The organism is Mesoaciditoga sp. (genome assembly GCF_054006115.1).
The window spans coordinates 31,303-50,243 of the sequence record NZ_JBPNHS010000017.1; the positions used below are offsets into that span (position 1 = coordinate 31,303).

At 39.5% G+C, this 18,941-nt stretch carries 23 protein-coding genes and 1 tRNA gene; 14 read left to right on the forward strand and 10 right to left on the reverse strand.

Annotated features, from left to right (window positions below; genetic code table 11):
- Positions 1-168: 168 nt before the first annotated feature.
- Genes ACXJIN_RS03235 through ACXJIN_RS03255 form a run of 5 tightly spaced genes read left to right on the forward strand, consistent with a single transcriptional unit; the run spans position 169 to position 3,459 of the window.
- A complete protein-coding gene (locus tag ACXJIN_RS03235; RefSeq protein WP_456399362.1) occupies positions 169-495 on the forward strand; it encodes a NifB/NifX family molybdenum-iron cluster-binding protein in 327 nt (108 codons plus the stop codon).
- Positions 492-1,349, forward strand: a complete 858-nt coding sequence (locus tag ACXJIN_RS03240; protein WP_456399363.1) for an ATP-binding protein — start codon at positions 492-494, stop codon at positions 1,347-1,349. The genes ACXJIN_RS03235 and ACXJIN_RS03240 overlap by 4 nt, the downstream gene beginning before the upstream one ends.
- Positions 1,343-2,218, forward strand: a complete 876-nt coding sequence (locus tag ACXJIN_RS03245; RefSeq protein ID WP_456399364.1) for an ATP-binding protein — start codon at positions 1,343-1,345, stop codon at positions 2,216-2,218. Before ACXJIN_RS03240 ends, ACXJIN_RS03245 begins: the two co-directional genes overlap by 7 nt.
- Before the next feature lie 6 nt (positions 2,219-2,224).
- Positions 2,225-2,521, forward strand: coding sequence for a DUF362 domain-containing protein (locus tag ACXJIN_RS03250; protein ID WP_456399365.1), 297 nt, complete (start codon positions 2,225-2,227; stop codon positions 2,519-2,521).
- On the forward strand, positions 2,521-3,459 hold the full coding sequence (locus tag ACXJIN_RS03255; protein ID WP_456399366.1) for a radical SAM protein: 939 nt from the start codon (positions 2,521-2,523) through the stop codon (positions 3,457-3,459). The genes ACXJIN_RS03250 and ACXJIN_RS03255 overlap by 1 nt, the downstream gene beginning before the upstream one ends.
- 78 nt (positions 3,460-3,537) lie before the next feature.
- On the opposite strand, the gene ACXJIN_RS03260 is transcribed toward ACXJIN_RS03255, so the two are convergent.
- The 3 genes from ACXJIN_RS03260 to ACXJIN_RS03270 form a co-directional block, all read right to left on the reverse strand.
- A complete protein-coding gene (locus ACXJIN_RS03260; RefSeq protein WP_456399367.1) occupies positions 3,538-4,593 on the reverse strand; it encodes a hypothetical protein in 1,056 nt (351 codons plus the stop codon).
- Complete coding sequence (locus ACXJIN_RS03265) at positions 4,586-5,671, reverse strand: hypothetical protein (protein WP_456399368.1); 1,086 nt, start codon at positions 5,669-5,671, stop codon at positions 4,586-4,588. Before ACXJIN_RS03265 ends, ACXJIN_RS03260 begins: the two co-directional genes overlap by 8 nt.
- Positions 5,672-5,739: 68 nt before the next feature.
- On the reverse strand, positions 5,740-6,168 hold the full coding sequence (locus ACXJIN_RS03270; protein WP_456399369.1) for a NifB/NifX family molybdenum-iron cluster-binding protein: 429 nt from the start codon (positions 6,166-6,168) through the stop codon (positions 5,740-5,742).
- Positions 6,169-6,275: 107 nt separating this feature from the next.
- Between ACXJIN_RS03270 and serS the strand changes: the two genes are divergently transcribed.
- The 8 genes from serS (at position 6,276) to ACXJIN_RS03310 (ending at position 13,536) form a co-directional block, all read left to right on the forward strand.
- Positions 6,276-7,550 (forward strand): serine--tRNA ligase, encoded by a 1,275-nt coding sequence (gene serS / locus ACXJIN_RS03275; protein WP_456399370.1) that lies wholly within the window; start codon positions 6,276-6,278, stop codon positions 7,548-7,550.
- Positions 7,550-8,224: an RsmE family RNA methyltransferase gene (locus tag ACXJIN_RS03280; RefSeq protein ID WP_456399371.1), complete on the forward strand. Its 675-nt coding sequence runs from the start codon at positions 7,550-7,552 to the stop codon at positions 8,222-8,224. Before serS ends, ACXJIN_RS03280 begins: the two co-directional genes overlap by 1 nt.
- Before the next feature lie 48 nt (positions 8,225-8,272).
- Positions 8,273-8,626: a hypothetical protein gene (locus tag ACXJIN_RS03285; RefSeq protein ID WP_456399372.1), complete on the forward strand. Its 354-nt coding sequence runs from the start codon at positions 8,273-8,275 to the stop codon at positions 8,624-8,626.
- Positions 8,627-8,719: 93 nt separating this feature from the next.
- A tRNA-Leu gene (locus ACXJIN_RS03290) sits at positions 8,720-8,808 on the forward strand.
- Between the two features lie 176 nt (positions 8,809-8,984).
- A complete protein-coding gene (locus tag ACXJIN_RS03295) occupies positions 8,985-10,265 on the forward strand; it encodes an amidohydrolase family protein (protein ID WP_456399373.1) in 1,281 nt (426 codons plus the stop codon).
- A gap of 9 nt (positions 10,266-10,274) precedes the next feature.
- A complete protein-coding gene (gene fliF, locus ACXJIN_RS03300; RefSeq protein WP_456399374.1) occupies positions 10,275-11,846 on the forward strand; it encodes a flagellar basal-body MS-ring/collar protein FliF in 1,572 nt (523 codons plus the stop codon).
- 6 nt (positions 11,847-11,852) lie between these two features.
- Complete coding sequence (gene fliG / locus ACXJIN_RS03305) at positions 11,853-12,872, forward strand: flagellar motor switch protein FliG (protein ID WP_456399375.1); 1,020 nt, start codon at positions 11,853-11,855, stop codon at positions 12,870-12,872.
- On the forward strand, positions 12,865-13,536 hold the full coding sequence (locus ACXJIN_RS03310; protein ID WP_456399376.1) for a FliH/SctL family protein: 672 nt from the start codon (positions 12,865-12,867) through the stop codon (positions 13,534-13,536). The genes fliG and ACXJIN_RS03310 overlap by 8 nt, the downstream gene beginning before the upstream one ends.
- A gap of 3 nt (positions 13,537-13,539) precedes the next feature.
- Here the strand turns inward: ACXJIN_RS03310 and ACXJIN_RS03315 are convergent, their stop codons facing one another.
- The 7 genes from ACXJIN_RS03315 to ACXJIN_RS03345 form a co-directional block, all read right to left on the reverse strand.
- Complete coding sequence (locus tag ACXJIN_RS03315) at positions 13,540-14,133, reverse strand: NUDIX domain-containing protein (protein WP_456399377.1); 594 nt, start codon at positions 14,131-14,133, stop codon at positions 13,540-13,542.
- Positions 14,126-14,587, reverse strand: coding sequence for a transcriptional regulator NrdR (gene nrdR, locus ACXJIN_RS03320; RefSeq protein WP_456399378.1), 462 nt, complete (start codon positions 14,585-14,587; stop codon positions 14,126-14,128). Before nrdR ends, ACXJIN_RS03315 begins: the two co-directional genes overlap by 8 nt.
- Positions 14,584-15,501, reverse strand: a complete 918-nt coding sequence (whiA, locus tag ACXJIN_RS03325; RefSeq protein WP_456399379.1) for a DNA-binding protein WhiA — start codon at positions 15,499-15,501, stop codon at positions 14,584-14,586. Before whiA ends, nrdR begins: the two co-directional genes overlap by 4 nt.
- 1 nt (position 15,502) lies before the next feature.
- Positions 15,503-16,462, reverse strand: coding sequence for a gluconeogenesis factor YvcK family protein (locus ACXJIN_RS03330; RefSeq protein ID WP_456399380.1), 960 nt, complete (start codon positions 16,460-16,462; stop codon positions 15,503-15,505).
- A 3-nt stretch (positions 16,463-16,465) separates the two neighbouring features.
- Positions 16,466-16,723, reverse strand: coding sequence for a cell division protein ZapA (zapA, locus tag ACXJIN_RS03335; RefSeq protein WP_456399381.1), 258 nt, complete (start codon positions 16,721-16,723; stop codon positions 16,466-16,468).
- Complete coding sequence (locus ACXJIN_RS03340) at positions 16,701-16,964, reverse strand: hypothetical protein (RefSeq protein ID WP_456399382.1); 264 nt, start codon at positions 16,962-16,964, stop codon at positions 16,701-16,703. The genes zapA and ACXJIN_RS03340 overlap by 23 nt, the downstream gene beginning before the upstream one ends.
- A gap of 61 nt (positions 16,965-17,025) precedes the next feature.
- Positions 17,026-18,201 (reverse strand): MFS transporter, encoded by a 1,176-nt coding sequence (locus tag ACXJIN_RS03345; protein ID WP_456399383.1) that lies wholly within the window; start codon positions 18,199-18,201, stop codon positions 17,026-17,028.
- A 335-nt stretch (positions 18,202-18,536) separates the two neighbouring features.
- On the opposite strand from ACXJIN_RS03345, the gene ACXJIN_RS03350 reads away from it, so the two are divergent.
- Entirely contained in the window at positions 18,537-18,902 is a 366-nt protein-coding gene (locus ACXJIN_RS03350; protein WP_456399384.1) for a 4Fe-4S dicluster domain-containing protein, read from the forward strand.
- The last annotated feature ends 39 nt before the right edge of the window (positions 18,903-18,941 follow it).

Genomic DNA, 18,941 nt, shown 5'->3' on the forward strand with positions numbered 1-18,941 from the left:
AAATTGAATCGAAGTGTGTAAGAGCGATAACCACAAACGCATATGGCAGTTTTTAAAAAATTTTACGTTTGTTTGCAAGATAAGAAATTCACCATTTTGAAAAGCGTATGAAAAATCAAGCATATATCATATATATGCAAAATACATAAAATTTTTGGAGGTGTTTTTATGAAGATCATGCTCGCAACGAGCGAACCAACTTTGGAAAGCGCAATAGCGGATAGATTTGCAAGGGCCCCCTATTTTTTGATTTACGATACGGAAAGCAAAAAATTTGAGCCCATAAGCAACGATGCTGATATGGCGCATGGTATGGGGCCTAAGGCAGTTCAAATTGCCATAGACAACGGTGCCGAAGTTTTGATATCCGCTTTGCCGGGCGGAAACGCTATGGAAGCCTTGAAAAGCGCTGAAATAGCCGTGTACGATGGAAGAGGCTTAAAAGCATCAGAAGCTATAGAAAAATTTGAAAGTGGAGAATTGAAAAGAGTATGAGGAAAATAGCTGTCCTGTCTGGAAAAGGTGGAACCGGAAAAACAACTGTCGCGACGAATTTGGCTTATTCCCTTCACAAAGTGGGAAAGAAAGTTCAGCTTTTGGATGCGGATGCAGAAGAGCCAAACTCTCATATCTTCTTTGAAATTGAGTACACTCAAGAAGAATCTGTCAACATCTTGATTCCAAAAATTGATAGGAATGTATGCACTCATTGTGGTGCATGTGCCAAAGCGTGCGAGTTCTCGGCTATAAGTGTTTCACCAAAACATATAATGGTATTTGAATACCTGTGTCACGGTTGTGGAGTTTGCTCCATGGTATGCCCTGTCAACGCTATTTCAGAAGAGCCAAAACCAATAGGAAAAATAAAACTTGGCAAGACAAAAGATGGAATTTCGTTTGGCGAAGGAATACTTAACATAGGGGAACCCTCAGCGGTAAGAATAATAAGACAGATGAAAAAGCATATGGATGAAAACGCCGATGTAATCGTTATAGATTCTCCTCCAGGCACGTCGTGCCCGGTGGTTGAAACATTGCAAGATATGGATTTTGCACTCTTGGTTACCGAGCCAACACCCTTTGGACTACACGATTTACAGCTCTCCGTGAACGCGATAAAGGATTTGAATATTCCAATGGGAGTAATCGTAAACAGATACGATGGCGTTTACACCGAAGTTGAAAAATACCTTGAGAGCGAAAACATTCCTCTTATGATGAAAATACCTTACGATGTAGAAATAGCGAGAAGCTATTCGAATGGTAAGCTTTTTTCAAAGGACAAAGATGAATATGTGGAAAAATTCATCGACTTGTACGAGAAAGTCGAGGCGAACGTCAAATGTTGAAACAAATAGCAATAGTAAGTGGAAAAGGTGGAACTGGAAAAACAACGCTGTCGGCCTCATTTTCTTATCTAGCCGATTCAAGGGTAATGGCCGATTGCGATGTTGATGCCCCAAATCTCCATATAATTTTGAAACCCAAAATAAAAGAAACTCAGCAATATATAGGATCGAAAAAAGCCGTTTTAGATCAGGATAAATGTACAAAATGTGGAATATGTCAAGAAACGTGCAGGTTTGAAGCGATAGGATTTGATGGAGAAAAGTATTTTGTAAAAGAATACGCGTGTGAAGGATGCAACGCCTGCGTTATGAAGTGCCCGACTGGCGCTTTGAGGCTTGAAGACAGCCTGAGCGGAGAATATTACTCTTCCCAAACTGAAAAAGGACCTATGATCCACGCACTTTTGAGGCCCGGCGAAGAAACAACGGGAGGGCTTATAGCGGAAGTGAGGAAAAAGGCTGTAAGCGTGGCACATGAAGAAGATATCCATCTCATCATCATAGATGGTGCTCCAGGTATAGGGTGCCCTGCAACGTCTTCTATAACTTCCACAAGTTACGTCGTTATCGTCGCCGAACCAACGATGAGTGGTCTGCACGATTTAAAGCGTATCGTTAAAACCGTTGAACATTTCAGAATACCAATGGGAATTGTGATAAACAAATACGATATCAACGAAGAACAAACACGACAAATAGAAAAGTACTGTGAAGAGAACTCGTTGGAAATACTTGGGAAGATACCTTACGATACGATAGTAAAAACCGCCACCGAACAGGCTAAACCCGTTATTTCGTACGATTGCCCTTCAGCAAATGAAATAAAGAAAATATGGAACAAGGTTGAAAATAAAGTGATGAAAGGGTGATGAGATATGCCATGGGTTAGAGAAGATTTATGCAAAGGCTGCGGCGTATGTGTGAATGTGTGCCCAGTAGATGGAGCCATAAAAATGGTAAATGGAAAGGCTCAAATAAACAACTCCATATGTACCAGATGTGGCAAATGTATGGAAGCATGCCCTACCAATGCCATACGCCCGAACTCTGAAAATCCTTCCTTACGTGGTATGGGAGGAGGACGCGGAATGAGCGGAATGGGTAGAGGAATGGGGCGTGGACAGGGCCGTGGCATGGGACGTGGCCGTGGTTTTGGAAAAGGCGATTGGTGATGGAATACAAGCACGTTTACGGCCCTGTTCCATCTAGAAGGTTGGGAAAGTCTTTGGGGGTAAGTCCAATACCCTCAAAGACTTGTAATTATTCGTGTGTGTACTGCCAGCTTGGAAGAACCGATCACATGACAAACCTTCGTCAAGATTTTTACGATCCGCAAGAAATACTAAACGAGATCTTAGATGCGGTTAAAAACAATCCCAACGGTATAGACTACGTGACCTTTGTCGGCGAAGGAGAACCGACTCTTTGCAAATCATTGGATTATCTCATAAGAGAGACGAAGCTAAGAACAAAGCTTCCGGTTGCAGTTATCACAAATGGATCTCTTTTGTACATGGAAGACGTGAGAAATGATTTAAAAGATGCTGACGTTGTGTTGCCTTCTTTGGATGCGGACGATGAAGAAACGTTCAAAAAGATAAACAGACCGCAGGGAGAAATAGATTTTAATAAAATGGTGGAAGGCTTAAAAGTTTTCTCAAAAGTTCGGAATGGACAGTTGTGGGTTGAAGTGATGCTTGTGAAAGGCATAAACGATGGTGAAAAACATCTTAAAGGGATTGCGGGAATTCTAAAAGAAATTAATCCAGATCGTGTTTACGTCAATGTCCCAATTCGACCACCTGCGGAAAAATGGGTGGAAATTCCAGATGAAGAATCTCTTTTAAAAGCTCACGAGATCCTTCACAGCTACGTTATAAGTGGTTACGAAGAAGGAGAATTCCATATAGACGATCCAAGCAAGCTTTACGATGAGATAATCAAAATCTGCGAACGCCATCCAATGAGAGAAGAACAGATCAAAGAGCTGGCGAAGAAGTTTGGCTTCTCTGAGGAAGAGATGATTTTAAAAGTCAAAAACAATCCAGCAGTTAAAATCATAGTGTACCATGGAAAGCGTTTTTTTCTTGTAAAATCCAAGCAAGAGTAAGACGTTGATTTATAATAAATGCACGTAAAAAATGGCTTCCTTGTGAGGAAGCCATTTTCGTATTTTTGGCGATTCGGTTTACAATCCAAGCCCAACGGTGTACATTCTCGTATCGTCTCCCCAGCCGGCGTGATATCCATTATTCAAAACGTATGTGCCCGCGTAAAGGCTTAAAAAGCCTAAATTCAACTTCACACCTCCGCTAAACCATCCTGCTGAAAGACCCGCGTAAAGATTTAAGAAATTCCATGGTGTGTACTTCGTTCCTACGTGTATTCTTCTGAAGATGGAATATTCTCCGTTGAAAAGCTTTTCGAAGTCCAAACCGATTGAGAATTTTTTTGTCACGTATCCTATCCCAACGCGTACATCTGGAGTTTGGGAATTCAAAAGATCGTGCCATAATCCTCCGAAAATGAATCCTTTCAGCGAAATTTTCACGCCTAAATCCACGTTTGAAGTGGCTTCGTAGTCTAAATTTGGATCGAACGTTGAAGAATTAACCATTAAACTCGAAAGATTGTCTATGGAATATATGGCGGGCATTACGTAACCATATCGGTAAGTTCCTCCCACGGACAGTTTTGCTTTCGACACGTTAAAAGCAAGAGCTCCACTTAACTGTGCGTAGGCGGCCGCCTTTGCATGCAACGTTATGAATGGAACCAGGTCGCTTGAAATAAACGAATGGGCGTAGGCCTGACCTATTGCTGAAAGCATCAACGCGAAGTTCTTACCTTCATATCCGAGATAGGAACTGCTCTTCACGACTGCGTTATCACTTTCTCCCACAAGCGCTTTTAAGTAATTGTTTAAAAAGTACGTGCTTATTTTCAAATTATCGTTGCTGTTGAGCACGGCTTTTATTTCATCTATGTGCGTTAAAGCTTTTACAGTTGCCGAAGCGATTCCACTGCTCATATCCACGTCCGCATTTGGAAGCTTTAGTGTCCATCCGCTTCCATTTGCGAGTCCCGCTGGATTGTAATACAACGAATTCGCATCGTTTGCTATGCCGGTAAAGGTTTCCCCCATACATAGCGTTTCAAAGGAGTTATAGAAACTCAAATCAAACGCGAAGGCAAAGACCGATACAAGACTTATCAATGCGATTACAAACAGTGTTTTACCCATTTTTTCCACTTCCCGTAAACAATGAATTCATAAAGTTTAAAAAATCGCCAACGGTTTTAAAAGAAGACAGCTTTTGCGCATTCATTTCGCTTTGAATTTTTTCAAGGTAATTCAAGAAATTTTCCCCTTCTTCTTTGCCGTTGATGAAATTTTGAGGGAGATGATTCAAGGCGTCTTCAAAGCTTGAAACGGCCTGGGAAAATTTTTCCATGACTTTTTCACACAACGCTCGATTTTCGTAAGTTGAAAGTTGTAATTTCAATACGTCATTCCAGTCCACGTCATTCGGATTTTTAAACTCATTTTTATTTTGATCCCATACATACTTGAATATTTCGTCTTGCTTTGTCAAAACTCCATCTCCGTTTGAATCGAATAAAGCTGTTGATGAATAAAGTGCATCGTACAATATGGTGGCGACATCCCAATTGAAGGCATCGTTTCCGCCATAAACAGCCACCAACGAGGTGAGTTCGCTCATTAGATTCATGGTTGGCATATCCTTTGTTATGGACAACAACATTAGTACCGTTTGCGATAGCTGCGTTGAAGAAGGCGTGTCTGTGAAAAGTGCACCGCTTTTTTCCTTAAAAGTTGAACTTTGAGAAGTGGAATTCAAAACATTCAAAACGTTACTTATGACGTCTGAAAGCTCGATCTTTTTCACTTTTGCAACGGACCTCACCATTGCAATGGCGGCGTCCTTAATTGCCGCCCCTTCAGTGCTTGATTTGGATATTTTGCCGTTTAGTATGTCATCTTTTACCTTTTTCACGCTTGAAGCAACGTTGTCGATAACCTTTTGAGATTGCGTAGAGGTGGCAGAAGTGGTGAGGGCTTTGTACAGATCAGGAGCTTTGGTCGATGAACTTGCAACTGTCGTTATAACCTGAGTTGAAAGATCAACCGCGCTCTGCGCATCACCATTTTGCGCGGCGTCAAGGGCGCTTTTGGCAGTACTTGATAAATTGCTTGGTTTATCAAGAGGTTTGAAGACGTTGTAAGTTAGAAGTGTGCACGAAGACAACGCCACTGCGATTGCCAATGCGGTAATCGTCAGGATAACTCTTTTTTTCATATTTCATTCCCCCTTTCTTAAATTTTAATCAACTAAAATGTGCCGAAAATTCGCTCTTTCTATATCAATCATGAAAGCAAACGCGTTTCGTCTTCAGAAATTTGGGGAATAACGCGTGGATGTTCACCGTTTTTTCTCTTTTGAGTGAGCTCTTCAATGGTTTGAGCATTTTTGTTTAACGCTTCAAAGGTTTTCTCAATATCTTCTATTTTTGAAACGACGGGCTGAACTTTGGTTTTATCTCGCAAATTCAGAAAATTGGGGCTCGACACGCCACCAACGAACACTTCACACTCTCCAACTATGCTTAAAATGTGCTGCATTTTCTTTTGATCGCCATGTTTTTTCTCTTCAAATGGCACGTTTTTCTTCTTTTCCACCAATTTGTAGTCCTTTCCATCCCATTCGTAGATCATAAAAAGATCCGCATCTCCCATATGCCCTTTGTAAATGTTTTTTTCATCCTTTGTTGGAATACAAACTTTTAATTTCTCCATTTTTTCTTCTCCCTTCTTCTGTTTTTTTAATTTCAAGGAGATTATATCACTCGTTCTTGCCTTAAAATCTAAAAAGAGATATACTTTCAAAAATGGAGGTGAGGGAATTGTTGGATATAAAGCTCATAAGAAATGATCCGGAAAGGGTAAAAGAGCTGTTGAAAAGGAGAAAGGTAAAGCCTGAAGAAATAGATGAAGTCTTGGAACTCGATAAAAAGATAAGAGAGCTTACCACAACGCTGAATTCATCACGAGCGGAGAGAAATTCCATCTCGAAAGAAGTGGCAAAGTTTAAAGCTGCAAAGGATGAGGAAGGCGCAAAACGCATTTTGGAAAGGGGAAAAGAGCTTTCAAAGGAGATAAAAGCAGATGAAACGGAACTTTCAAAATTGCAAAAAGAATTAAAGGATAGGCTTTTAAACATTCCAAATCTTCCCTTTGAAAAGGTACCCGTTGGAAAAGATGAAACCGAAAATGTGGAAATAAGAAAATGGGGAGAGCCAAGAAAATTTGACTTTGAGCCTAAAGCCCATTGGGAGCTTGGACCTCAAAGGAATCTGTTGGATTTTGAAAGAGCTTCGAAATTATCCGGTTCACGCTTCACGATTCTTTACAAAGAAGCGGCGCAAATGGAAAGGGCATTGATATCTTTCATGTTGGACTTACATACCACAAAACACGGTTATACTGAGGTAATGCCTCCACATATGGTAAGCCGTGAAACGATGATAAACACTGGAAAATTGCCAAAGTTTGAAGAGGAATCCTATTCCACTACCCTCGATGATCTTTTCCTCATTCCCACAGCTGAAGTTCCCCTTTCGGCTTTGCACACAAACGAGATAATAGATGAAAAAAATCTTCCTCTTAAGTATGTGGCTTACACCCCGTGTTACAGAAGAGAAGCTGGAAGTTACGGTAAGGACGTCAAAGGCATGATCCGCCAACATCAATTTGACAAAGTGGAACTTGTCATGTACACGCGCCCGGAAGAATCTTATGAGGCTTTGGAAGCGCTTACGCACGATGCAGAAGAGGTTTTGCAGTATCTAAAACTTCCCTACAGGGTTATAGAACTGTGTACAGGTGATCTGGGATTTGTAGCGTCAAGAACGTACGATATCGAGGTATGGTTGCCTTCTTACAACAATTACAAGGAAATTTCTTCTTGTAGTAATGTAACGGATTATCAAGCTAGAAGGGCAAATGAAAGATACAGAAAATCCGATAACACCCTTGATTTCGTGCACACTTTGAACGGTTCAGGGTTGGCCGTTGGAAGAACACTCGTGGCGATATTTGAGAACTACCAAAAAGAAAACGGAAAAATAGAAGTTCCAGAAGTTTTGAGACCTTATATGGGAGGAAAAGAAGAGATCTGATGTCTTCTTTCTTCTTCGCTCAAATAGATGGAAAAATGGCGCATTTTGATGAGCACGAAATGCGCCATATTAAGGTTCTGAGGTATTCAAAAAATTCCGAAATAAAGTTCACGGATGGCAAAGGCACCCTTTACCTTGGAAAACTTGCATCTTCGAGCACCGCCGAAATACTCCAAAAATTGGATTTTCAACCTCCTTCCACCACTAACATAACGATTGTGCTTTCACCCGTAAGATGGGAAAGAACAAAATTTGCAATTGAAAAAGCTGTTGAGTTAGGAGCAAACCAACTATGGTTTATGAATATGGAACGAACCACAAGGAAGAAAACAGAGTCAAAATTGATGAAAATGGAATTCGTCGCACGCGATGCGATGAAGCAATGTGGTTCTTTCTATTTGCCCGAAATAAAAGATGCACAGTATCAAGAATTTTCAAAAGACGCAACGAAAATCCTCTTGGACGTAAAGGCATCTAAAACTTTTAAAGACTTGCAGTTTTCAAACAGCGTGATAATTGCCGTAGGACCAGAGGGCGGATTCAGTGAAAGGGAAAATGATTTCTTCAAAGCAAATGGCTTTGAAAGTGTGAAAATGGGTAAAAGGATTCTTAGAACGGAAACTGCCGTGATAGCATCTCTAACGTTGGTGAATTACTTGCTTGGGAATTTTTAAAAGAGCTTCGTCGGTTTTATTCCACTTCATGGTGAAGGAGGGATTCAAATGGAAAGCTATGTAAATTTGGAAAAAGAAGTGTCCAAGACTTATCGTGAAGAGTTAAACATGGCAAAGAAACCGGAAGAAGTTAGAAAAGCCTTTGTGAGGGCGGTAGAAAGGATCATATCATCCATTTTTGAAAAAAGCTTTGATTTTGAAAAAGAGGTGAAATTCACTCCAGAAGGTAATGGAATTTTCTCTTTGGGAAAGATAGGATCAGATCCTGATGTGAAAAATGCATTGAACAACAGCGACCTGGAAGCCATACTAGAAAGGTTTGCCAAAGAGGCAAAAAACAGATATCTTCATTTGATTCACGATGATGATAGAACCACTATGTTCAAAAAATATTTGGTGTAATTCATCTTCTGCGTGTTTTTTAAATTTTGATGATTTTTTGTCGTTATCCTCTTGACAGAGAGAATTTAAACGTATATAATCCAAATACGTAACGCCGAGGTGGCGGAATTGGCAGACGCGCTGGATTCAAAATCCAGTGGGCTGAAAAGCTCGTGCGGGTTCAAGTCCCGCCCTCGGCACCAACAGCGGTCTTCTTAGAAGGCCGCTTTTTAAAATGAAATAGAATTTAATAATGTGTTTCTGGTTAAATTATAGAACTTTTATCAGCATAAAGTGGTAAAATTGATCTGTCATCGAGTGTGTTGATGTGTGTTCGTGTAACGGATGGAAGAGAAGTTTTGGAATGAGGTGAGAAACGATGCTCGTTAAGAACGTGAGAATTGTTAGCAATGATTTCGAAGTTGGAATATTGGAAAAGGGCGCGCTTTACGTTGAAAATGGAGAAGTGGTCGAAATAGGTGAAAGTGAAGTTTTGGAAAAGAAATATTCAAACGTTGATGATGTGATAGATGGAAATGGTATGACGATCTTACCAGGATTTGTCAACGCATATGTTAAGATGGAGTCGGCTATATTTCCAATGTTTGGAATAGAGGAAAAATCCGGGATTCCTTCCGAAGAGCTTTACCATAAAATTTTAGAAGTCTTTCAAAATGTGTTAGACGAGGAAATATTCTTTACGATGGCTGAAAAAGTGGCCCACGATTCTCTCAAGCAAGGCGTAACGATGATAGCCGGGTCTATAGATAGGTACCTTCACAAAATAGAAGTTGAAAAAACAATAGAATCTGTTGTAAGTACCAGGCCCTTCCGTTTCGCCGTTGGAGAAGGGTTAAAAACTCCAGAAGATCTCCAAAGGCTTTTGAAGTCTGGAGAACATCCAAAATACATTCCTTTGAATTCCATAACTTCTTTTTCCGATGACGATTTAAGAAATTTGAAGGAGTTCGCCAATTCTACAGGCGCTTTCATCGTTATTTTACTTTCAGACGAGTTTACAGAGGAAAAAGAGGCATTTTTCAAATATGGAATGTCTAATCTGGAAAGGCTGAGACACATAAGCATGTTAGGCGATCATGAAGTCATAGTGAATGCTCAACACTTCACCGAGACCGATTTAGACATAATGGCTTCCACCGATACGATGGCGGTTTACTGTCCAAGGGAAATGATGATAAAAAACATGGCGTTTCCAGATGTAGACGGGATGATGGGAAGAGGAGTGAACCTTTCCATAGGAAGCGGAGAAGTTCACGATTTTTCAGTTTTAACGGAGTCTCAGATAGCTTTTCTGCTGAGGAGAATGATGAAAGGCGGAAGCGATTTTGATTCGATCTATCAAACTAAGAAAATCTTTTTGGATAACAATTATCGTTACGCAACTAAATTACTTGATAAGCCGATTGGAAAATTAATTCCCGGTTACGCCGCTGACTTTGCGTTGTATAATTACAGAGGACCTTTAGGAGAAGGAAAGAAGCCAATTTTGAGGAATTTACTTTTTGACTTTTTGAGAGACGCGCGCGTTCAGCTGACATTTGTGGGGGGGAAAATAGCTTACGATTTGCGAAAAGACGATGAGGAAGAAATAGAAGATAAGATAAGGGAAATAAGAAAAAATGTACTTTCCAAGGTGTGATGCGTTTTAATGGCTTTTAAGTTCAGTGGTCTCAAAGATCAACTGAAAGATTTTTACGAAAAACGCTTTAAGCCACTGAGTCTAGGAAAAAAAATATTGTGGATTCTGGTGGCGGTGAGTGTTTTCGTGGGATTGTGGGTACTTGTAGAAATCAACGCAAGGCCCCATTACGTTGTGCTGGTATCAAATTTAACAGAACAAAGTGCGGGATACATAGCACAGAAATTGGATGGTCTTAACATACCTTACAAAGCTGGAAAAAATGGTACGATTTACATACCGTCTTCTGAAAATGTTTACAACGTTAGAATGAAATTGGCCACTCTTGGGGTTCTGGGACCAGATGCTGGTGTGAAGGGCTACAGCTTGCTTCAAAATGGTTCTCTTGCTTCTATGGGGATGACGAGTTTTGATAGGCAGGTGAACTTTCAGATCGCGCTCGCTGGCGAATTAGAACGAAGCATCGATATGCTCAGTCCGGTTCAATATTCACGCGTTTTTTTAGCTTTGCCAAAGTACACTTATTACGTGCCTGGTGAAGAACAAAAACCAACCGCCTCTGTTTTGGTCGTATTGAAACCATCAATGACGTTGTCTTCCGATCAGGTGTTAGGTATAATGAATCTGGTAGCGGGCGCAGTGGGAAATATGTCTCCAAGTGATGTGAAAGTTGTGGACCAGTATTCAAATGTTCTCAGTGATGAGGTTAACCTTTCGGCTTCTGCAATTTCTGGTGCTTCCAAGCTGAAATTGAAACAATCTGTGGAAAAGTATTATTCCGATAAAATCAGAAATATGCTTTACAAGGTTTTTGGCTATGGAAATGTTGCGGTCGCCGCAAACGTTATTTTGGATTGGCAAAAGATAACACAAGAAAGCAAAGTTTACACTCCTACCGATGCCAAAAACAACACCGGTGTACTGGCAAGTCAACAAGAAGAAAGCGGTCTTTCAACCAACGGAGCTCCTATGGGGGCCCCTGGAGCAAATTCAAATATTCCACCCACATATGTGACCACGACACCCTCTTCGCAAGTTTCAACTTATTCCAAAAGCATTCGAAACTACGATGTTTCACAAACGTACAATCAAGTAATTGAAGACAAATCCGGTGAAATAAAGAATTTAAGAATGACTGTCTTTTTGAATTCAACGGATGTGAAAGAAGAAAACACCATTCGTATGGCAGTCGCGAATTCCATTGGTGTTGATGCAAGCGCTGTTCAAATTGTTCCAATGCTTTTCGACAGAAGTGCCATGCGTGCGGCAGCACAGGCCGAAGCAAAGCTTGAAGCGCAACGCAGGTTCAAAAATTTGGTTGTTTACAGCATTCTCCTTTCGATTCTCATGACGGTGGGATTCTACTACATGAGGGCAAAGAGCAAGAAGAAGAAAAAGCTAAAAGAAATAGAAGAAAAGAGAAAGAAGATAGAAGAAGAAGTGCTGGAAATGACGAAAAAAGCGAAGGGTTCTCCTGAAGAAGAGGCGCTTGTTAAGTTGAAAGAGGAAGCACTTAAGTGGGTTGATGAAGATCCCGCAGAAGTTGCGAATATAATAAAGATATGGATGTCTAAGGACTGATATGTGATGGATAAGAAAAAAAAAGAAAATGATATTCCAGCCAGAAGAAAAGCCGCGATCTTTCTTTTGGCGCTAGGTGCAGAAAAGGCTTCCAAAATTTTGAAAAACCTTCCTGAAGAGCAGATAGAAGAGTTGACGTTGGAAATTGCCAACCTTCGTGATGTTAGCGAAGAAGAAAGAAAAAGAGCTTTTGAAGAATTTTCAGATCTTATGAAGGCACGTGAATTCATAAACGAAGGTGGCATAGAATACGCCAAGGAGCTTTTGGAGAAAGCTTTAGGTCCAGAAAAAGCACTTGAGATAATAGAGAATTTAACTTCAAATCTCCAAGTGAAGCCATTTGATTTCATGAAGCGTGCGGACATAGTTCAGCTGGTCAACTTTTTAAGGAACGAACATCCACAAACGATAGCGTTAGTTTTGGCTTATCTCGAACCGAAGCAGTCTTCACAGGTGTTAATGTCTTTGCCCGAAGAATTGCAGCCAGAAGTGGTAAAAAGATTGGCGCTGCTTAAAAGCACCTCTCCAGAAATAGTTAAACAGGTTGAAAAAGTATTGGAAAAGAAAATGTCAACTTTTGTGAGTCAGGATTTCAGCAATGTGGGAGGCATAGACGTTGCTGTGGAAATCATGAATTCTTTGGACAGATCTGCTGAAAAGGCCATAATAGACGCTTTAGAAAAGACTGAGCCGGATCTTGCCGAAGAGATAAGAAATAGAATGTTTGTCTTTGAGGATATAATAACGCTTGATGATAGATCCATCCAGATGATATTGAGAGAAGTCGATACTCACGATTTGGCGTTGGCCATGAAGGGCTCTTCGGATGAAGTCAAAGAAAAGATAATGAAGAACATGTCCAAAAGGGCTGCGAGCTTGCTTGAAGATGAATTGAAATACATGGGACCTGTAAGGGTTAAAGATGTCGAAACGGCGCAACAAAAGATAGTTTCCATTATTAGGAAACTTGAGGATGCTGGGGAGATAGTCATAAGCAGAGGCGGAGGTGAAGACCTCATTGTCTGACATTATTAAAAGCATTGATCTCACAGATGAAGTGGTAATTGTGGGACCAAAGAAGATTAAAAATAACGGTAAATTAGAAGAGGAGAACGTTGAGGATCCGATAGAAGTTGCCAAAAGGCAGGCGGAAGAAATTTTAAGTCAAGCAAAGCATGAGGCGCAGCAGATTATAGATGAAGCAAAAGCCCAATCGCAAAAGATAAAAGAAGAGGCTCAAAACACCGGATATATCGAAGGCGTAAAAAAGGCTGAAAAAGAGTTAAATGAACAAATTGAAACGGTAAAGACGATGATCAATAAGCTTAACGAACAAATGGATTCATCCGTGGATGGAATTAAATCTTCTCTTGTAGATTTAAGTCTCGCCGTGATAAGAGAAATTTTACTTGTCGAAGAAGAGAAAGGGGATATTGAGAAGAAAGTTGAGAAAGCCTTGGAAAGTGTGAAATCTTCAAAAGAGATCGTGCTTAAACTCTCTTCTGAACTTCCAAAAGATGTGATAGAGAAATTTTCATCGATTGAAAAAGTACAAGTTATCACCCTTTCTAATCTAAAAAAGATGGATGTTCAAGTGGAAGCCGATTTTGGCACCCTCGATTTGAGGGTGGATTCGCAATTGGAACTTTTTGAAAGACTTGTGAAGAAAGCTTTTGGTAAGGAAGGATAAAAGTTAAATCTTCATCTTTTCAATTTCTTCAAAAGCGAGTTTAGACCAGGATTCCAATTCATCATACTTTTTCAAGATATCATCAACATCAGCAAGTTCCCAAGTGAATTTTTCGATTTCTTTTACACCTTTAACTTTTGTTCTTATCATAAAAACCACGCCCAGATGAACCATGTTAACGTCTGTGGTGTTTTCTCGAATGGTGCCTATGTACCTTGGCCAATCGTAAACGGATATGTCGACTTCTTCGTTAACTTCCCTTTCCATACCGGATATGAACTTTAACCACGGAGAATTTCCTTCATCTGTATCGTTTATGTGTCCACCTATACCAAGGCTGTAAAAGCCATGAAGGCGCGATTCGGTTTGTGCCGGGAGTCTTCTTACCATTAGATATAACCCACTTTCATCTTGAATTACAACATAAGGTATGAGCTGTCGCAGTGTTTTGTCTTTTTCTGCGCGCGTTCTTCTAACGAAAAATCCCCTCTTTTCCACCAATTCTTTGATCTCTTCTATTGGTATCCTCAACAACCCATATCCTCTAAAGAGAAGATCGACATCTGAATCTTCCACAACTAACACCATTTCATCCATTTTTTCCTTCTCCCTTGAGTTTCCCGATTTCTTCTATGAATTGATCTATATCTCTAAAATCCCTATATACGGACGCAAAACGCACGTATGCGACTTGATCGAGCTTTCTTAATTCGCCCATTATCATCTCACCTATTTCAGCTGTGCTTATCTCTTTACCGCGCTTTTTTGCCCTTGCTTCTAGTGCGTTTGTAATTTCTTCTATTTTTTCCATCGAAATAGGCCTCTTTTCACACGCTTTTATTATTCCCCCCATTACCTTGTCGCGCGAGAACTTTTCTCTTCTTCCGTCCTTTTTTACAACCATTAAGGTACCACCTTCAAACCGTTCGTAAGTGGTGAACTTTGCCCCACAATTCGGACAAATCCTTCTCCTTCTTATAACTAAACCATTCTCTATAGAACGTGAATCTTGAACTTTTGTGTTTGGATAACCGCAAAATGGGCATTTCATGGTTTTTTTCCTCTTTTCTCAGAAAGTTTCATTATCTTTTGCAATCTTCTGTGAACCATGGACTTAGAAAGAGGTGGATTGAACAAGTTTCCAAGTTCTCTGAGAGAACGTTCCGGATTTTCCAATCTTGCTTTTGCCACATTTCTGAGCTCTGGATCTAAAGAATCTAAACCGATTTCTTTATCAACTTCAATTATCGCCTTTATCTGTTTAAGAGATGCGCTGCCACTTCTTTTGGAATTCGCTTCTATGAAATTCAGGCTCCGCGTTATGTCAGAACGTATTCTACTCTCTAACAGAACGTTGTGTACTTTTTTTGCCGCATTTGGCGCACCTATGAAATTGAGAAATTCTTCTATCATGTTTCCGTCTTTAATGTAAAACCTGTAGCCGTATTTCACGGCGGCTATGTGTCCATAAATTCCAAAAAAATTTTCAAGCTTTTTCATTATCTTTTCGAGAATTTCAATTTTGTTGTTATACAACTCAAGATGATGGTGCCTTGCCGGATCAACCACTGAACCGGATGAAATAAATGCTCCTCTCAAAAAAGCGCTGAAAATTACAGGATCATCAAATAATTCTTTTTTTACTTCTCCCATGGTATTGAGATACAATTTGCTCAAAAAAGTGTTGATATCCTTTACACTTATTTTGAACAAAAAGATCTTTCCCCTTTTCAATTTCTTTTCTTCATGATAAAAAATCGTAACGCTTTTTTCATCCATTAAGAGCAAAAGATTTTTTACCCTTCTTGCGGCACAAGTGCTCTTTACAGATAATTCCAGGTGAGTTTTTTTCCCTATTTCAAGCATTCCTTTGAACTTTAAAAAACCAGCAAATTCGGCCATTGCAAGTGTTTTTTCTATCTTAAGATCACAAAGTTCAATCTTGACCTCTGAAGTAAAAGACATTTTATTCTTTCATCAACTCCAAAGCAACTTTTCTCACAAGATTTGCCAACTTTACCGGATCGTGCCTTATTTTTTCATTTTTATCATTTGGATCTATTTCCAAACTCACCAACGGTGCTTCCACAATTCTATCATCGTTAAAATCACCTTTTAAAACGGCAGTTGCACCTTTTTTTTGGTATTTCTTTAGTATGTTCGATGGTACTTTTTCATTGTTGACTATTATCTTTTCTACAGGTTTTTTGAGGTATTTTTCCAGAACCCTTACGTGATCTTCAAGCGTAAAGTTGTTCGTTTCTCCAGGCTGAGTCATGAGGTTGGCTATGAAAATGCGAGGCTTTTTGTTCAAATTTTCCCGTACTTCATCAACGAGCACATTTGGAATTATGCTCGTGTAGAGGCTCCCAGGACCTAAGACGGCAACGTCGCTTTTAATTATAGCTTCTATGACCTTTGGATAAGCTTTTGCTTCTTTGTCTAGGTTTATATGGACGATTTTTTTGTTTGCCTTTACTATGTTCATTTCACCAACTACGCTCTTTCCATCGCTCATTTTTGCAACCAATCTTACCTTATCTTCCGTAACTGGCAAAACGGTTCCCTTTATTGCGAGCGTGTCTGAAAGCCTTTCTATAGCGGTGGCAAAATCCCCTGTTATCTTTGTCAACGCCGCAATTATGAGGTTGCCCAAACTGTGGTTTTTAAAAGTTTTTCCTTCATTGAAACGATAGCTCATAACCTTTGCCATCAAAGATTCGTCTTCTGCAAGGGCAACTATGTTATTTCTTATATCTCCAGGAGGAAGAATGCCAAGCTCCTCCCTTATAACACCAGAGCTTCCCCCTTCGTCCGTTACCGTGACAATTGCGGTGATGTTTACATCAGAAAAAAGCTTTAAGCCTTTCAATAATGTTGAAAGGCCTGTTCCTCCTCCAAGAGCAACTACGTCCAATTTTTTCACCCTTTATTTATCGGAAGAATCGGTCAATTCCAATTTCTTGGTAAGCTCTTTTATTCTTTCTTTTAAAACTATGTTTTCATGCACATTGTTCAGCAGCATCATCAGGAAAACCTTGTCATAACCGTGCTTATCGACGATTTGAGCGTAATTTTCGAATTCTTCTCTTATGGCGCTTAACGTTTCATCTACCTCTTGTTGTGGATCTGTAGTTGTAAACTTGTATTTTCTACTTCCAAGTTCAAAAGTTACCGTTCTTTTCACCTGGCACACCCCTCTCGCTTTTTTGTCTATCTTTAAGAGTTTCTTCTAATTTTTTCAACAACGCATCAACCCTCACGCTTTGAGTTTCTAGCATGGATTTCAATTCAAGGTTTTCTTTTTTCAACTGAACATTTTCTTTTTCGCATTCTTTCAAGTTCTGTAAAGTCTTTTTGTGTTTTTCAACGAGTGCGCTTATCTTTTCTTCGAGCAAGCTAAGAAGTAGTTCAAAATCTTCTCTCATTCTTCACCTCTCTAAAACGATTTTACTATATTTTCGTTTAAAATGTTAAACGCAGTTGTTATCACATTTTAACTTTCTTTATGAATCTTATTTGTAGGATCACGACAATTAGCAATAGAAGTAAAGCCGTCAAGGCAAAACCCCTTAAACCATTCGAAATTTGAATTATGGTTCCTCCCAACAGTGGTCCAAAACCAGAAAGTATCCCTATTGTGGCTTCATGAAAGCCTCCTTGTTTGCTGTGATCTTCATCGGGGGAATTCAAAGCGTAGAATATAGCGTAGGTGTATGGAACAGCGTAGGTGATACCTGAAAAGAAAGCAAGCAGGAGAAATTGGGGCACGGAAGGCGGAATGAAAAGCAAGAGAACGGTTATTGGAAAGCCAATCATCAAAAAAAAAGCCTTGAAAGGATTTCCGACCCAGATTTTCACCTTTTCCAGGGTTAGAAATGTTATCACAACACCGGCATTCGACGCAGACGCCAATAATCCACTTATTGATAATGGAATATTGCTAAAGACCGCTATTTTGGGAAATAATGAAAGAAAAGCTGCGTAGACTAAACCTGATAATATAAGCGTTAATCTGTAATTCATCCTGTAAGTATTTATCCTTGGAAAATCCACGTCAGATGAGAAAATTTTCAACTTTTTTGAAGGCACAAAAGAAAGGTTCTCCGCATTTTTCGCGAGATCTTTTTTTATTAAAAAGTAAGCCAAAAGATTCAAAAATATCGAAAAAACGAAAACCAAGTAAGGAATCCTGACTATTAAAAAAGGACCAAGTATTACTCCAACGATATTCCCAGTGCTCCAAGAAAGATTAAAGCGGTTGATGGTACTCGCCGCATCCACGCCAAGACCTTTTTCACGTTTCGATAACAAGCCTTCTACCTGGGGAAAAAATGTTCCAAAGAACATGTTCATTCCTATAACAAAAATGAGAAGTTCTATTATTTTTGACCAAAAAAATCCAAGAACACTGAAAAAGGAAAAAAACAACGTTGCGTAGGAGATAACACGCTTGTGGCCATATTTATCCCCTAATCTTCCGAAAATAAAGCTTGTACCTATGTAAGTAAGTGCTCCGATGAAATTTATAAGTCCAATTGAAAAAAATGAAAGCCCCCATCCAGTGGCGACGGTATTTACAGAAGAAAAAAGAAGGTACATAAGGGTGGAAAAAACGTTCGATATCAGGTGGTAAAGATGGAATTTTCCCTTTATCAAATCCAATTGACTTCTCCCCCTTAACTTGAAGGAAAGGAAGAAATAATTTAGCACAATTATACATTCTTTTTTTCATGTTTTCAATGAGCTCTTTCGATTTAGCAGTTACTTATTTTCATTTAGCTAAGCTGTCATACTCTTTCTTGTCGTTTTGAATTTCTATATCCTAAATGAAGCGCGTTTATCGTGATATAAATTAAAAAAATCACAATATTTATTTTTTTATTTGATAAAACATTCTTAATATGCAGTGAGGAATTTAATGCTATGATCGTTTTGAGCAAAAGCTAATAAATTTTTGCCTTTGATTGTGAAAAAAATAATTAAAAGAGGTGAAAGAGATGGCTGGGAAATTTGACGAGTGGTTTGGTATTCCAAGAAAAGAGATAAGATGGTATCCTTCCATTGATCCTGCGGTGTGTGTTGGATGTGGACTATGCTTTATGACTTGTGGAAGAAATGTGTACAGTTACGATCTCAACTCAAGAAAACCCGTTGTTGCCAATCCGTACAATTGTTTGGTTGGATGTACAACATGCGCGAATATCTGTCCCGTTGGCGCGATTAATTTTCCATCTACAGAAATCGTTCATGATGCGATAAAGAAAAACAAGATAATAGCCAAAGTTAGAGATTTGGTCCCAACAAAGGTGCAGTTCATGCAAGAACAACAGCATGAAAACGATATCGTCAAAAAAGTAAAGTAAAAAACTCACAAGGGCCAACACGGCCCTTGTCTTTATAGA